This is a genomic window from Bradyrhizobium sp. USDA 4503 (genome assembly GCF_054055815.1).
On record NZ_JBSRXS010000001.1, the window covers coordinates 563,426 to 578,433 of the forward strand.

The 15,008-nt window shown below is 61.7% G+C and carries 18 protein-coding genes; 9 read left to right on the plus strand and 9 right to left on the minus strand.

Going from position 1 to position 15,008, the window contains the following annotated elements; translation table 11 throughout:
* Positions 1 to 484 precede the first annotated feature (484 nt).
* Positions 485 to 673 carry a hypothetical protein gene (locus ACVMIH_RS02635; protein WP_229189039.1) on the minus strand — a complete coding sequence of 63 codons (189 nt, stop codon included), beginning with the start codon at positions 671 to 673 and terminating at the stop codon, positions 485 to 487.
* A 66-nt stretch (positions 674 to 739) separates the two neighbouring features.
* Positions 740 to 1,636, minus strand: a complete 897-nt coding sequence (locus ACVMIH_RS02640; protein WP_456827385.1) for a LysR family transcriptional regulator — start codon at positions 1,634 to 1,636, stop codon at positions 740 to 742.
* An 81-nt stretch (positions 1,637 to 1,717) separates the two neighbouring features.
* On the opposite strand from ACVMIH_RS02640, the gene ACVMIH_RS02645 reads away from it, so the two are divergent.
* From ACVMIH_RS02645 to ACVMIH_RS02665, 5 genes are read left to right on the plus strand one after another with little or no spacing between them, the layout of a single operon-like run.
* Entirely contained in the window at positions 1,718 to 2,293 is a 576-nt protein-coding gene (locus ACVMIH_RS02645) for a hypothetical protein (protein WP_316399099.1), read from the plus strand.
* A gap of 2 nt (positions 2,294 to 2,295) precedes the next feature.
* On the plus strand, positions 2,296 to 3,501 hold the full coding sequence (locus ACVMIH_RS02650) for an efflux RND transporter periplasmic adaptor subunit (RefSeq protein ID WP_456866370.1): 1,206 nt from the start codon (positions 2,296 to 2,298) through the stop codon (positions 3,499 to 3,501).
* Positions 3,498 to 6,629, plus strand: a complete 3,132-nt coding sequence (locus ACVMIH_RS02655) for an efflux RND transporter permease subunit (RefSeq protein WP_456860634.1) — start codon at positions 3,498 to 3,500, stop codon at positions 6,627 to 6,629. The genes ACVMIH_RS02650 and ACVMIH_RS02655 overlap by 4 nt, the downstream gene beginning before the upstream one ends.
* Before the next feature lie 54 nt (positions 6,630 to 6,683).
* Entirely contained in the window at positions 6,684 to 7,040 is a 357-nt protein-coding gene (locus ACVMIH_RS02660; RefSeq protein ID WP_229189032.1) for a hypothetical protein, read from the plus strand.
* Entirely contained in the window at positions 7,037 to 7,183 is a 147-nt protein-coding gene (locus ACVMIH_RS02665; protein WP_159109525.1) for a hypothetical protein, read from the plus strand. The genes ACVMIH_RS02660 and ACVMIH_RS02665 overlap by 4 nt, the downstream gene beginning before the upstream one ends.
* A gap of 128 nt (positions 7,184 to 7,311) precedes the next feature.
* Here ACVMIH_RS02665 and ACVMIH_RS02670 read toward each other — a convergent pair whose 3' ends face one another.
* From ACVMIH_RS02670 to ACVMIH_RS02700, 7 genes are all read right to left on the minus strand, one after another.
* Positions 7,312 to 7,494, minus strand: a complete 183-nt coding sequence (locus tag ACVMIH_RS02670; RefSeq protein ID WP_420888171.1) for a hypothetical protein — start codon at positions 7,492 to 7,494, stop codon at positions 7,312 to 7,314.
* 345 nt (positions 7,495 to 7,839) lie between these two features.
* Positions 7,840 to 8,823 (minus strand): efflux RND transporter periplasmic adaptor subunit, encoded by a 984-nt coding sequence (locus ACVMIH_RS02675; protein ID WP_141340170.1) that lies wholly within the window; start codon positions 8,821 to 8,823, stop codon positions 7,840 to 7,842.
* Positions 8,820 to 9,257 (minus strand): DUF983 domain-containing protein, encoded by a 438-nt coding sequence (locus tag ACVMIH_RS02680; RefSeq protein WP_456860637.1) that lies wholly within the window; start codon positions 9,255 to 9,257, stop codon positions 8,820 to 8,822. The genes ACVMIH_RS02675 and ACVMIH_RS02680 overlap by 4 nt, the downstream gene beginning before the upstream one ends.
* The gene (locus ACVMIH_RS02685) at positions 9,254 to 9,463 is read right to left on the minus strand and encodes a DUF1656 domain-containing protein (protein ID WP_456860639.1); all 210 of its coding nucleotides are present in this window, start codon (positions 9,461 to 9,463) and stop codon (positions 9,254 to 9,256) included. The genes ACVMIH_RS02680 and ACVMIH_RS02685 overlap by 4 nt, the downstream gene beginning before the upstream one ends.
* Positions 9,460 to 11,514 carry an FUSC family protein gene (locus tag ACVMIH_RS02690; RefSeq protein ID WP_456860640.1) on the minus strand — a complete coding sequence of 685 codons (2,055 nt, stop codon included), beginning with the start codon at positions 11,512 to 11,514 and terminating at the stop codon, positions 9,460 to 9,462. The genes ACVMIH_RS02685 and ACVMIH_RS02690 overlap by 4 nt, the downstream gene beginning before the upstream one ends.
* A 31-nt stretch (positions 11,515 to 11,545) precedes the next feature.
* Positions 11,546 to 11,767: a hypothetical protein gene (locus ACVMIH_RS02695; RefSeq protein ID WP_141340166.1), complete on the minus strand. Its 222-nt coding sequence runs from the start codon at positions 11,765 to 11,767 to the stop codon at positions 11,546 to 11,548.
* Between the two features lie 541 nt (positions 11,768 to 12,308).
* A complete protein-coding gene (locus ACVMIH_RS02700) occupies positions 12,309 to 12,470 on the minus strand; it encodes a hypothetical protein (protein WP_456860641.1) in 162 nt (53 codons plus the stop codon).
* 224 nt (positions 12,471 to 12,694) lie between these two features.
* Here ACVMIH_RS02700 and ACVMIH_RS02705 point away from each other — a divergent pair, with 224 nt between their 5' ends.
* From ACVMIH_RS02705 to ACVMIH_RS02720, 4 genes are all read left to right on the plus strand, one after another.
* Positions 12,695 to 13,591, plus strand: a complete 897-nt coding sequence (locus tag ACVMIH_RS02705) for a LysR family transcriptional regulator (RefSeq protein WP_168857411.1) — start codon at positions 12,695 to 12,697, stop codon at positions 13,589 to 13,591.
* Between the two features lie 138 nt (positions 13,592 to 13,729).
* Positions 13,730 to 13,918: a hypothetical protein gene (locus ACVMIH_RS02710; RefSeq protein WP_229189027.1), complete on the plus strand. Its 189-nt coding sequence runs from the start codon at positions 13,730 to 13,732 to the stop codon at positions 13,916 to 13,918.
* A gap of 61 nt (positions 13,919 to 13,979) precedes the next feature.
* Positions 13,980 to 14,306 (plus strand): hypothetical protein, encoded by a 327-nt coding sequence (locus ACVMIH_RS02715; RefSeq protein WP_229189026.1) that lies wholly within the window; start codon positions 13,980 to 13,982, stop codon positions 14,304 to 14,306.
* 54 nt (positions 14,307 to 14,360) lie between these two features.
* The gene (locus tag ACVMIH_RS02720) at positions 14,361 to 14,846 is read left to right on the plus strand and encodes a hypothetical protein (protein ID WP_229189024.1); all 486 of its coding nucleotides are present in this window, start codon (positions 14,361 to 14,363) and stop codon (positions 14,844 to 14,846) included.
* Positions 14,847 to 15,008 lie beyond the last annotated feature (162 nt).

A 15,008-nucleotide genomic window follows, 5' to 3' on the forward strand; every position in this document is an offset into this window, starting at 1 on the left:
GAGACGCTATGTCCCGAAAGAAACCGTTGACGCTGGCTTCGACGTTCGCAGCGATTTCGCAGGTGCCAGGTGCGGCGTTTGCGCAATTCCCGCCGCCTCGTGCTGCGGATACGATGCCAATAGCACCTGTTGCTACGCCCCACAGCGCTACCGGCGCGTCCTCATCTCCGATTAGCTCCCGCTCATCCTCCCAAGTATGCTCATGGATATCGTAGGCGCCCTGGCTTGGCTGGTTCGTGTGACGAAAACCGGCTCGATTTCAGCAGTGGCACGCAGGATCTTTTCCCTCGATCAGTATTTGGGCGTCTGTCCTCTGTGTCGATGTCTATGTTGGTTCCTAAGTCCCACTCCCGATGGTGCCGGTCTTCCAACGTGCTCGCGCAGAGGAATTTTCAATTCTGCGCGTAGCTGAATTGGTGGGTTTTGGTCTATGAAGGTCGAAAATGCTTTATCTTTCAACGGGGATTGACTGACACTCTCTCCGTCACATCATTCGGCTGACAGCGGCTCGCCCGATATCGTCCAGCTTTCTCCTGTCAAAGATCGCTATCCGCAAGGTCTTGAAAGGGGTGTAATCGTCGGGCTTCGCGCCGATCCAGATGCCGGGAAGCATCATCGGCAACCGCTCGCCATGCAGCGACGTCGCCTGGAGGATGAGGTTTTCCGGGGTCAATGCCCCCGTAAAATCAGGCTGATCTGCACACCGAGGATCTCTGGTGTAGCCACATGCCGCTCGTCGTCAGATTGCGGCTGTCGCTGCCACGATGGTGTCGCGCAGCCAGCGATGGGCCGGCACGTCGTCGAACCGGCGGTGCCACATCATGACGCTGCGCAGCCTGGGAGTGTCGAATGGAAGCTCGTGGATCTCGATGGCATGGGCCCGACGAAACTCCTGCGCGAGCTTGCGCCCGAGGATGGCGATCAAGTTGGATTGGACCAGAACAGCACCAGCGGACAGATAGGGCACGTCAAGTGCAACGGTGCGGGTCCCCTTCTGCGTCAATGCCTGATCGATGAACTCCAGATCCTCGCCACTTGAGCTGATCGCAAGATGGGGCGTTGCCGCGAGGGCCTCGACCGTCAGCTTCTTCCGTAGCGCGGGGTGGCCGCCTCTCAAAGCCGCGACATAGCGATCATCGATCAATAGCCGCGAGGCAAATCGCTCGCCGGCCGCTTCCCTCGCGGCGATCGCGAGATCGAGTTCGCCGCGATCGAGCCGATCGGCAAGATTGAGCGTGCCGCTCGGGACCAACGACAACCGCACTTTCGGCGCCTGGGCGCGGACGGCGGCCACGATAGGGCCCACCGCGACGACTGCGGCATAATTGTTGACCGCGATGGCAAAGCGCCGGTCGGCCGTGGACGGCTCGAAGCTGTCGCCTTCCACTGCGAGCTGGAGCTCGTTGAGCGCTTTTCGGACCGGTAGCGCAAGCTGCTCGGCCCGCGGCGTCGGCATCATTCCCGACGGCGTGCGGACGAACAATTTGTCCTTCAGCGCGTGTCGAAGCCTGTTCAGCGCGTGGCTGACTGCGGGTTGGCTGATCGAAAGCGCATCGGCCGCCCGCACGACGCTTCTCTCATGCAGTACGGCGTCAAATACCAGCAGCAGATTGAGATCGAGATTGCGAAGTCTCATGGCGGACTAGATGCACAACGTGAATTGAGAGATAAAGGCAATTCATTTGAATAATAGGCTGAGGAACGCCAGTTTCCCAGCATGTTCTTCGTCAGTCACACCGCGACGCCCTCGGCGCGGCCCAATGCAAGGATCATGGTCGTGCTGATTGCCGGCCCGGAACCGTCGACCCTAGCGCCGGAAGATCTGGCGCCCTGGCGGCAGCTAATCCCCTCCGCAATGTGGGCTCTCATCGGCCTGACCCAGGTCAACCGGACCACGATTCTCGACAATATCGCCGCGCTGATGAAGCGAAGGGCGGCCAACCCCCGGCGGTTGATTCTCCTCGGTTGTGGCGAAACCGGGCGTCGAGCGTTCGAGCTCGTCGCCCAAGGTACGATCGACTGCGCAGGGATCGTCGCGATCGACATACCCTGCCACCCGCTCTCGTTCGCCATCGTTCCAACGCCTACGGCTATCCGCCTCGTCGTGCATCACCACGGCTCGGGGCGGGCCGGAGATGGCCTCGTCGAACAATTGCAGCGCGCGAACATTGACGTTCGCGTCATCGGACTTGGTGCTGTCGCCAACAAATCAGCGACAATCGCGAGCGCTGCGGAAGCCTTTGTGCTGGAGCTGGCCGCGATGGTCGGTCGTCACAGCGGACACGGAGCTTGAAGATGATGATGCCAAGACCTCTGAAGATGGCGGGTGCAGCTCTTCTAGTCACCGCGGCGTCGGGCTTTGGCGGATATATCTGGCTGGGTTCGGCGAAAAGCGCCGCATCCCGTGGCGAGGCCTCCCGCACGCCTGTCCCCATACAGGCCGCTATCCCGGTGACAGCCGCAGGCGTCGCGCAAGGTGATGCGCCCATCGTTGTGGAAGGCCTTGGCACAGTCAGCCCGCTCAACACCGCGACCATTCGTACTCAGGTGCAGGGCACTCTCGAAAGCGTCGACTTTGTCGAGGGACAGGAGGTGAAACGTGGCCAGGTGCTGGCCCGCATCGATCAGCGCGTCTACGAGGCGCAGGTGGACCAGGCGGACGCGGCGCTCGTTCGCGACCAGGCAAGCCTGAAAAATGCGAAGGCAAACCTAGCGCGGACACGACCGCTTGCGGACCGTGGCTTTGCCACCCAGCAAGCGCTGGATACGCAGAATTCGCAGGTGGCGCAGGGCGAGGGTACCATTCAGCTCGACCAGGCAGCGCTCGAGGCGGCGCAAACGCAGTTGAGCTTCACCACGATCACCGCGCCATTGGATGGCGTTACCGGCATCCGCCGCATCGATCCAGGCAATATCGTCCAGCCCAGTGATCCCAACGGTCTCGTCGTGCTGACCCAGCTGCAGCCGATCGCAGTAATCTTCACCTTGCCATCCACCGAGATCCCCGATGTGCAGAAGGCGATTGCGGCGGGAGACGTCGCGGTTGACGCCTATGATGCTTCGAACCGCCGCAGGCTCGATCATGGCAGCCTGATGCTGATCGACAATCAGGTGGACAGCTCGACCGGCACGGTGCGGCTCAAGGCCTCCTTTCCCAATGCCGCCCGGACTCTCTGGCCCGGCGCGTTCGTCAACATCCATCTGACCATCGCGGTCCGCAAGAATGCGCTGACCGTGCCACTGACGGCGGTCCAGCAGGGCCCGAACGGCGTCTTTGTGTACGTGATCGGGCCCGACCACAAGGTAACTGTGCGCCAGGTCGTAGCGGGGCAATCGCGTGCCGGCAAGGTGCTGATCGAGCAGGGGCTGTCACCGAACGAGACCGTGGTGACCGCAGGTCAATACCGGCTCAGCGCGGGAACGACGGTCGAACTCGTTCCGGACAGCCAGAGCAGCCGGGTTCAGAACGCCACCACCGCAAGTGCAGGGATGCTGCCATGAACGTTTCAGCAGGGTTTATTCGCAAACCCGTCGCGACCGCTTTTCTCACCATTGGGATTACCCTGATCGGGTTGGTTGCCTTCTTTCAACTGCCGATCTCGGCGTTGCCGACGGTGGATACGCCCACGATCCAAGTGACCGCGCAGTTGCCGGGCGCCGATCCGCAGACCATGGGCTCCTCGGTTGCAACGCCCTTAGAGCGGCAATTCGGCCAGATTGCAGGGCTGACCGTCATGAGCTCGAGCAGCGGGCTCGGCAATACGCAGATCACCCTGCAATTTGCGCTGAACCGCAGCGTCGATGCCGCCGCACAGGACGTGCAGACGGCGATCAATGCGGCCTCAGGCCAGTTGCCGAAGAACATGCCGTCACCGCCGATCTTCCGGAAGATCAACCCAGCCGATGTCCCGGTGCTTTTGATCGCATTGACGTCGGACACCCAGCCGCTCACCAAGGTCAACGACTATGCCGACAGCATTTTGGCGCAAAAACTCTCCCAGGTGCCGGGCGTGTCGCTGGTCACAATCGGCGGCGCGCAGAAGCCGTCGATCCGGGTACAGGTCAACCCGGCGAAGCTCGCGGCGGCGGGGCTCGATCTCGAACAGCTCCGTGCAACGCTGGGCGTCGCGACCGTCAACCAGCCGAAGGGCGCGCTCTACGGGGCGCAGCAATCCTTCACGCTGGCCACTAACGACCAGATCCTGACCGCCAAGGGCTATGACGACCTCATCATCGCCTATCGGCATGGCGCGCCGCTGAGGCTTCGCGACGTCGGCCAGGCGATCGTCGCCGCCGAGGACATTACGCTGCATGGCTGGTTCAACGACAAGCCGGCCGTCGTCCTTGCGATTCAGCGGCAGCCCGGCGCCAACGTAATCGCCACCGTCGACCGGATCAAGCAGCTGCTTCCGCAGCTGATCTCAGGCCTGCCGTCTGACATCAAGGTCGAGATTGCCTCCGACCGCACCCAGACCATCCGCGCGAGCGTGGCGGACGTGCAGTTCACATTGGTGCTGACGATCGCTTTGGTCGTAGGCGTGATCTTCCTGTTCCTGCGCAACGTCCGAGCGACGCTGATCCCCGGCATCTCCGTGCCGATCTCCCTGATCGGCACCTTCGGGGTGATGTATCTGTTCAACTACAGCCTCGACAACCTGTCGCTGATGGGACTGTCGATCGCGGTCGGTTTCGTGGTCGACGACGCCATCGTGATGATCGAGAACATTTCGCGGCATATCGAGGAAGGCTTGCCGCCATTTGAGGCGGCGTTGAAAGGGGCCGGCGAGATCGGCTTCACCATCATGTCGATCTCGGTGTCGCTGGTGGCGGTGTTCATTCCGCTGCTCTTGATGAGGGGCGTCATCGGACGCATGTTCCAGGAATTCGCCGTCACGGTGTGCGTCGCGATCGCGGTATCCGTTATCGTCTCGGTGACGCTGACACCAATGATGTGCGCCTACCTTCTCGACTCAGGGCACGGCGCGAACCCGGGAGCGCTGTTGCGCGGCCTTGAGCGGGGCTTTGTCGCGATCCAGGCCGGCTACGAAGCCGTGCTCCGGCTCACGCTGCGGTTCAAGCCGCTAACCATGGCGGTGATGCTCGCAAGCGTAGGAGTCACAGGTGTGCTGTTCGCGGGCATTCCGAAAGGGTTCTTCCCTCAGCAGGACACCGGCATGATCGCCGGCATCACGGAGGCGTCCGCCGATGTCTCGCCGAGCCAAATGGCGGAGCTGCAGCGTCATGTCATCGACATCATCGCAAAAGACCCTTCGGTCGCCAATGCAACCGGCTATATCGGGCCGGGCGGCCCGACCGTCACCGAGAACAACGGTCGCCTGTTCGTGCTGCTCAAGCCGCGCGCGCAGCGGCAGTACTCGTCCGACCAGGTGATCCGTCAGCTCGATGCCAAGCTGCAGACGCAAAAGGGCATTCAGGTGTTCATGCAGTCCACGCAGGACATCAACCTTGCGAGCCGGCTATCGAAGACGCAGTATCAGTTCACGCTGACGGATGTGAATCAGGACGAGCTCAACAGCTGGTCCGACAAGCTGTTCAATAAGCTCAAGACGCTGCCGGAACTGGCCGACGTCGCGACCGACCAGGCCAATGCCGCCCGCCAGCTCAAGCTGAATATCGACCGCGACGCCGCGTCTCGGTTGGGCATCGATCCCGCGGCGGTCGACAATGCGCTCTATGATGCGTTCGGTCAGCGCCACGTCGCCCAGATCTTCACGACGCTCAACACCTACTATGTCATCCTGGAAGCCGATCCTTCGTTCCAGCTTGGGCCCTATGCGTTGAACCGCATTTATGTCAGCTCCTCCAACGGGTCTATGGTGCCGCTGAGCCAGTTCACCTCGATCGAATACGGTGTTGCACCGCTCTCAGTGAACCACCAGAGCCAGTTTCCGTCGGTGACATTGAGCTTCAACCTCGCGCCCGGGACGGCGGTGGGTACGGCGGTAGCTGCCGTGCAGAAAGCCACGGCCGACTTGCACATGCCTTCGACAGTCGCGACCAGCTTCCAGGGCAATGCCCAGGCATTCCAATCCTCGCTGTCTTCTACGCCGATCCTCATCGTTGCCGCCGTGATCGCCGTCTACCTCATCCTGGGCATGCTGTATGAAAGCGCTATTCACCCGGTCACCATTCTGTCGACGCTGCCGTCCGCAGGGCTGGGCGCTCTGCTGACGCTCTGGGCGTTCGGCTTCGGTCTCGACGTGATTGGGTTGATCGGGATTATCCTGCTGATCGGCATCGTGCAGAAGAACGGCATTATGCTGATCGATTTCGCGCTCGAAGCCGAGCGCAACAGAGGGCTAACGGCCGAGCAATCGGCATACGAAGCCTGCCGCATCCGGTTTCGTCCAATCCTCATGACGACGATGTGCGCGATGCTCGGCGGCGTGCCGTTGATGATCGGCACCGGCACCGGCGCAGAGCTACGCCAGCCGCTAGGATACGCCATAGTCGGTGGCCTGATTGTATCTCAGCTGATGACGCTGTTCACCACGCCGGTTGTCTACATCTACCTCCATGGGATGAGCCGGTGGTTCGCCGGCCTGCGTGCGAAGGTTTGGCCCTCGCGAGGCGACCACGGAGCCGGCGCCGCGGAGACGGTTTCGTAAACGCTGCGGGAGATATTCGAGTGCCCTAGACATGCTCGGGTCGGCTGCGTCGCTTTGACAACTCTGCGCACGTTCTGGCTCGCCCAGGCGCTGGTGACCGCATCGGGCGACATCGACGGACAGGCGCTGCTTCGCGGGATCGATCTGAGCCCTTGGGCCGCGGCAGCGGCCATTGTGCCGATCTGCCAGCTTAGCGTTGTGGCCGTGCCGTCCGTGCGCCGACGATATCCGCACACCGTTTTCTGGGGTGCCATTGCGGTGCTGAGCGAGGCGGCGACTGTGTTCGCGCAAAATGTGGACACATTTCTCGGGGTAGGGGACCTGCCCGCCAGCCTCCATGTCGCGGCCTTGCTGCTGCTCGCGATTATCGTCGACCATCGCCTGGCCGGCATGATCGCGGAGGAATCATGATCGCGCTCGTTGGGCTGTCCTTGAGCAGCCAAGTGCTCATGGCAGTGCCGGTGTTCCTGGCCGGATTTTGCTCTTCTGCGGCGGGTTTCGCGCTGCTCGCTTTCTCCGCGACTGTCTATTCGGCCTCAACCGTCAACCGATGAGGTCTCGCGGTGTAGTGGGGACATCGTGCGCCTACTGTCGGCATCGACGTCCGGCAACCCGGGGGCACGAATCGTTGGATTTGCGCACCCACCCAACCTAAGTCGACTGCCTCGTACTGCGGCCCTGCTTAGGTTCGAATTGGAATATGCCGAGCTACGTTACGATCTTCCGGCTTTTCGCTCGCCGCAAGGCCGGCGACAACGCCGATGCGGTCAGCCTCGACACGGTTCTGGCTCATCTTGCTGATCGCAGCCCAGAAGGCGACCTGCAAGCCGTCGATGATGGACAGGACATTGGCTTCACGCCGCACGAGTTATCCCCAGCATCGTCGTGGCGCGCGCCAGCGTCGTCTCCGCGGCGGCGCTATGCTGGGCAACCCGGCCGATCAGGCTACCGAGAGCTTGCGCCACTTCCGCGTTCTGGCTGACCGCATTGGCGCTGTCGACGACGTAGGTGAGGGCTGCATCCTAGTCGGAATAGAAGAGCTGATCCGATCGAGTGGAGCGGGCAGACGACGAGATTTGCGCCACCGCACACAGAACGGCGAGCAGGCCCGTCGCGAGCGCCCAAAACGCTTTGTGTCTTGCCGAAGGGTACCGTTGCGGGTTCGTGGACATGCCGACGGCCATTCTCCGTAGTGCGCATCAGGTCGAGCCTATTGAAGGCCCGCCCTGCAAGTTGAGAGGCCGGCTGTATCATTGCCGTAGCAGCCGGCATGTCGTGAAGCGGCCAGTCGGTTTCCAGCTTTCCCCGTGTCGTCGCGCGAAGCCGAAGCAAGGACTTCGACCGTCGCCGTGGCGCCGGCGACGAGCTTGTTGCGCTGGTCGGCGCGGTCGAGCGCGATCCGGACCGGAACGCGCTGGGCCAGCCGGACCCAGTTGAAGGTCGGATTGACATTGGCAAGAAGGGTAGAGCCATTGCTGCGATCGCGGTCCTCGATACCGGCGGCAACGCTCTCCACCTTACCTTGCAACAGGCGACTGCTTCCCATCAGTCGTACCTTGACAGGGTCGCCAGCGTGGATGCGCTGCAGCTTGGTTTCCTCGAAGTACCCCTCCACGCGCAGCGTATCCGTATCGAGCAGCGCCATCACGCCTTTACCGGGGGTGAGGTAGGCGCCGGGCTGCAGCTCGTTGTTGGTGACAATGCCGCTGACGGAGGCGCGCACCTCGCTGCGCTCGAGATTGAGCTTTGCCAGCGCAACGTCCGCTACGGACTGGTCATAGGCAGCCTGTGCTGAGCCCTGGGTGGCGATGACCTGATCCATTCGCTGGGTCGACACGACGACGCCGGGCGTCAGCGCGCTGTAGCGCTTCAGGTCGGCATTGGCGTTGTCGAGCACGGCGCGTTTGCCTTCCTGCACCGCCTCGGCCTGCCTTAGCGCGATCTCATAGCGCGCGCGATCAATCCGGAAGAGCACATCGCCGCGTTGTACTTGCTCGTTGTCACGGACCAGCACCTCGCTTACGAAGCCAGAGACATCGGGAGCAACGGGCACGACGTCGGCCCGCACGTGACCATCGCGAGTCCAGGGCGCGTCAAAGTAGTAATCCCAAAGCTTGTAGCCGGCCCATAGCGCGAGCATCACCATGAGGCCGGTCAGGGCGAAGCGGCGTAGCGAACTCAGAACGGCTTTCATGACATCAGCTCCTTGAGGTCGGGCGGGGGCGCAACACCAACGCGGGCTTCTTGATCCCGGCGGTGCCTTGCGGCTTCAAAACCGTGCATGCCGGTCTGCCATTGCAGGCCGACAATCGTCCCCTTCACGGGCTGCAGCAGCAGGAGTGCCGCTAGCCCGGTAACGGGCACCCAGATCAGCAGTTGAAGCCAGGCGGGAGGTGAATAGGCCATCTCGACCGCTAGAAGCGCCGGCACGACAAGATGACCAACGATAGCGATCACGAGATAGGCCGGGAGGTCGTCTGCGCGTTGCGGCGTGTAATCCTCGCCGCAAGCCGCGCAGCGCTCGACAACTTTCAGAAAGCGGCCGAACAGATGGTCCTGACCGCAGTTCGGACACTTCATCGTGAACCCGCGCCACAAGGCTTTCGAGAATGAAACAGGGGCGTTCATGAGAAAAACTCCGTGGAAGCGAAGACGAGCCCGGCAACCAGGCAGATGAAGAGTGCGAAGTCGAACAGCGCGGGATGCCAGATGCGGCGATACAGGTCGGCATGCTTCATCAGCTTGCTGATGATGCGCGCAAGAAAATAGGCGGCCACGCTCCAGAGCAGCAGGCTCGGAACGATGACGCCGATCAGGTCAAGCTCGTATTTCATGCGGCAACTGTCCTGTGGTCGATGTCGTGCGACTGATAAGCCGGCGACCGCGGGAAAAGGCCGGAGCGAACCCCGGTCAGACCCAGCAGCACCTCGTCGCGGGCTTCGCCCGGCTGCTCCCGCAACGTGATTGCGATCGCGCTATCGAGCTGTTCGACCAGTCCGTTGGGAAGCGAGCCGGCCGTCGAGCTCCGGCAAATCGAGGCAATGCGAGCGAAGAATGCTTCGATCGTCGCCCTTGAGCGGCGTGACAAGCCGAGGCTCGCCCGCCTGACGTCGAGAACATTGAGCGCCGTTCGAAGCTGGCGAAGATTGGCAGCGTCGCTTCTGGCATCGGCAGGGACCACAGCCACGCGGGCGGCGAGCAGCGCAAGGCGATGCTGCATCAGACTTGCTAGCGCAAAGGGGCTTTGGTTCGACTCGCGCCCCGCGACCGCGGCGAGCGTTCTCCAATTGCTTCGGAGCAACCGTCCTGCGATCCAGTCGGCTCCAACCAGGCGAACGATGCCGGAAATGACGCCCGTCAGGGAGACGCCAACCATCAAAGCGACGCTGGAGTTGGCATAGGACAAGAAGTCGGCCGAATAGGTGTCGGTCAACGCCAATTGCACGGAAATATAGATGGCAAGTATCGAGCCGACGCGGGCGGTCGCGGGTCGCGCAGCCATCCAGCCGAACAGAAGGAAAGTCGGCATCAGCGCGACGATGAGCATTTCGAGGGTCGTAATCCGCGGCAATACGCCGAACAGGTAGATTCCATGGATGGCGATAACGACGAGGAACAGTCCGTAGAAGTTGCGGAACGTCGGAAGGGGATCGTCGACGCCCGCGAGAAGGCTGCCGACGACGGCAGCAAAAAGCGGAGCGACAATGCCGTCGGTCCAGCCGGTCGCAATGGCGAAACAGCAGCAGCCCAGCACCGCAAGGGCCACCGACCCGGCCGACAGGAGCGCAGACCAGTAGTCCCGATGCGGGACGGCTATCGCCAACGGGCTGGGAGGGAAGGCAAGAGGCAGCGAATCGGGATCGCGATCGTCAACGATTGCCTCACGCAGGAGCCGGCAGTCGCGTGCGACATCGATCAGATTGCGCAGGCGGATGGCGAGGCCATTGATGGCAATGTCGGTCCAGTTGGCGTCGACGTTCAGCGCCGGCCGTACTTCATCCAGGGCTGCACGCAGCGCATCGGCCTGCCTTTCATCGCTACCGCCGCCTGCGAGCCATTCCGCGATCCTCGCGCTAATTGCCGCAACGCGTGCCGACGCCTGTTGGTGCGAGGTGAGCGCGAGCTGGCGGTCCTCTATCGATCCCAACAGCGGCAGCAGCGACAGCATGTGGCGCCTCAGGAGCTGCAAGCCCCGCGACACGTTTGCCGAAGCGTCCTTCTCGTAGGCAAGATGACGGCCAAGCTGGTCGATTTCGGAGGCTGCGGCAGCAAGGCGCAAGCGTTCAGTGTCACGTTCCTTGTCGCTGCCCCGACCGGTGAGGACGCCGACAGCGAGCCCGCGTGCTCCGGTGAGCCAGGCGTCGGCTTGTGCGATGACTGCAGACGTCACACTCCGCGGCAGTACCAGCATCGCAACGACGCTCGCGCAGAGGATTCCGAGCGTGATTTCCTGCACCCGGGAGACCACAATATCGAACGTCGCCTGCGGAGCTGTGACGATCGGAAACCCGAGCAGCGCCACGGTGTAGCCGGCGAGCATGAATATGTAGCTGCGCGGCGTGCCGTCGAGCAGCGAGAGGTATAGGCAAATGCCGACCCAGAGCGCGACGGCGAGACTGAACAGCTCCGGCGCATTGATCAGGTTCGGGACTAAAGCGAGCGTCGCTGCCGCGCCGATCAACGTTCCCAGGATGCGATAGACCGCCTTTGAGGTCGTCGCCCCCGTGAACAGGTTGGACGTGATATAGACCGACGCCATCGCCCAGTAGGGGCGCGGCATGTCCAGCAGGAGCGCGATCGAGAACGCCAGCATCGCCGCTGCGTAAGTGCGAAACGCAAAGATGATGGCGGCGTGACGTTCCCGGAAGGATGAGGTGTGGTTCATGGCGATGTCCTGGCGCCAGGCACAATTGCCTTTAGCAGTGAACGACGCCCGAACGGTCGCGGCACGGCGCAACATCGGCGCCCGAAGCCGCCGCCAACTTGCCGCATCCTTGCCAGCGGGATCGCTCAATCTTGCAGGCGGGTTCCATCGACGCTTTGACGGCGACGATAGCGTCCGGTCGCAGGACGCTCACGAATATCGCGAGGCCCAGCAGCTTGCCTGCGAACACGGCGACGCAAAAAATGTCCTTCATGTCAGCACCCTTCAGTCGACCTTGATCGTCCCAGTCATACGAAAGGCTCCCGGCACCGGCTTTGCCGGGATTGCCGAAGCATTGTCATTTGTTGCTGCCGAAGCCCGAGCCGGCGCCACCTCTGCCAGCGCATTTGGCAGCCCGCGGGCGGGATCTGGCGGCGGCACGAGGCCCGGCTCAGCATGAGCCTGTGCGAACGACGGCGCTGAATGCGCGGTGTCCAACACCACCCGCTCAGGCCATTTGTGATTAGACCGGATCTGAAGGTTGACCCTTTCATTCGGGGGGATTTCAGCGCGTGAATGAGCAACCGGCGCGGGGAGCAACAGATCCGCGACAAAAAGTACTGCGAGAAGGACACTTCCCACCCAAAGAAAATACTGACGTATCGGCATGACAAACAGACCGCGTTAGCGGAATCCCTCTCATATTGAGTCGACGGCAGTTCTCATTCACCATTGATAATGAAGCGGCTGGTCATGGGATTGGCTTCGCATGCCGTTCGTTTGTCATTTATTGCTGACGACGAAGACTGAGGTATTCAGCGCGGCTTAACGAGGATTGAGTCGCCCGCTGATTGCGGAATCATCCACATCGAGACCGTTCGCCAGTGACCGTCGCTCGACAGGTGTTGATACGCGACGAAGTCAGCGTCATCGTTGTGCAGAAGTTCGTAGCGGAAAGGTTCGATCCGGGTGTTCATTGAACTCTCCTCGGTAAGCGACGTGCATCGCACGTCTTCTTTCAAGGAAATGGACTGAACGGCTTGCCTTAACAGAGCTCGGAATCGGAAAGGCTCTTCCCGAACGGCGGAAGGCCGAGCCGGTTCATGTTCCTGGATTGCTCACAAGTGCTTGGCGGCCTTCCGATTTCCGGGGTGATATGGCAAAATGCAAAGCGCGCTTTCGAAATAGGGAAGGGGCCACGATGGATCGGCTGGAGGCGATGTCGACCTTTCTGACCGTGGTCGAGCAGGGCAGTTTGTCCGCGGCGGCGCGCCGGTTGAAAACACCGCTCACAACGGTCAGCCGCAACGTATCTGAGCTCGAGTCTCACCTTCGGACGAAGCTCTTCAACCGATCGAACCGACAGCTGGTGTTAACCGAGACAGGCGCTTCCTACCTTGCGGCCTGCAAGCGTATCCTCACGGACGTGAGTGAAGCGGAGCGTACAGCGTCCGGTGAGTATACCGCGCCGACTGGCGAGTTGTCTGTGACCACCCCGCTGGGTCTTGGGCGTATCATCCTCATGCCGATCATCGTGGACTTTCTCAAGACTTATCCGGATATCAAGGTCCGGATGATCCCTACTGATCAAAAACTGAGTCTGGCTCAGGAGCAAATCGATATCGCGGTGCGGATCGGCGAGCTCCCGGATTCGAGCTTGATAGCGTTACGGCTCGGCAGCACACGCCGAGTGGTCTGCGCCAGTCCCACCTATCTGGCGGCTCGCGGAACGCCGCGCACGCCCGACGATCTGGTCGAGCATGATTGCATCAGTTATGCCGGCTTCTCGCCACCCGATTCCTGGACATTCGTCAGGGACAAGGCGACCATAGCGGTGCCAGTGCGTACGCGGCTCATCGTCGGCAGCGCCGAAGCGGCTTGCGCCGCCGCGCGCGCTGGCGCGGGAATTTCCATTGTCTTTGCCTATCAACTCCATGATGCGCCGGGGGAAGGAGCCTTGACAACCGTCCTCAATGCATTTCAGCCGCCGGCAATGCCGGTCAACCTCGTCTACGCGGCCAACCGTTTTCTGCCGATCAAAGTTCGCGCTTTTCTGGACTTTGCCGCGCCGCGGCTGAAGCGAGCCTTCGCGGAGTAGGCCGCTACGGGGGGCTCGGTCCGAGCTTCCGGAATTTGGAAGGATGGCTTCCGGTTTTCCCGCCTGTTGACCCAAGGCTTTCGCCCCACCTCCCGCTCAATGATCTGCCGGAAACGGCGTTACGAGTTGGAGGCGAATATGGGTGAAGTTATCCGATTCATGTCGAAGGACGAGCGCGAAAGGCTCCGCCTGATATTTGAAGCCCGCGCGATGTACGACAGCGTCTTCCCGCCGACGGATTCCGTCAACAGGCAGCTCGATGACACACCAATCGTCCATTCGGTCAATGGAACCTGGATCCATCAGGGCGGCGAGTTTTTTTGGTGATCAACATCGTGGCGGCCCTCGCTGGCCCATGCCGCTTTCGGAACTGATAGGAGAAATCGCAATGTCACTCCGCAGCATGCTTTTCGCCGCTGCATTCGGTATCGCCGCTCTGCCGCCTGCATATGCAGACGATCTGCGCCCAATGGAGGGCAAGAGCATCGATCTCGGCGAGATATCCGGGATCGCTTACTACACGGTCGAGCGCGATGGTTTCCGTGTGGTGGCCACTCTAGCGCAGGGCGAGGCAGGAACGCCGATCCGTCTCGTATCAGTTCTTGCGCCTGGTCAACGCGTGATCCTCTCTACACCGCAGCAACCATACGCGATCGAGATCAGCCGGAAGGGCGATCGCGTACTAGTTCGCAGCGCGATCACGGCCTCGAACTGAACTTCGACTTGAGGGGGTACGGTCGGTAAGCGAAACGTAACAAGGAGACCGCGCATGTCCACCATCCATCTTCACCGGACGACCACGGTGACGCCAGAGCAGTACATCGCCGGCCTGACTGATTTCGGGCCTGGTCGCACGACGCTGTTTGGCAACAGCGCCGATGCGTGTCTCAAGGTGCATCACCGGAGCAGCTCGCATGCCGACGTCACGGAAGGCTCGGGCGGCATCTGGGAACGGCTGCACTACGACTGGTCCGATCCCAACCGCGTCGTCCTTACGACGATCGACTCCAATGTGTGGGGTGGCACATCGGGCCACACCTACACCTTCACACGTCATTCCAACGGGAAGACCGACATTGACGTAGTCGTCATACGCGAAGGCAAGAACCTGATGGGGCGGCTCCTCGGCTTTGTCCTCCGGACTATCGGCAAGCGCGTTCTGGAAAAGGCGTTCGAAAATTCCGTCAAGGCCATCGAGGTCCGGAACGAGAAGTTCAAACGGCTGCGCACAGGCATTTCCGAGCTCGCTGCTTGAGCAACTCTGCGGGAGCGGCGTCATGGAGGTACTACAAGAGCAACGGGCGGCTGCAGTCCGGACTGAGTCGTGGCCGTACTTCGACTTTTGGGGAAAGCACGGCCCCGTCAATCTAGCTTCAAGTTCGATGAACCGGGGTTGGTCGGGCCTGTCGGCTCAGCT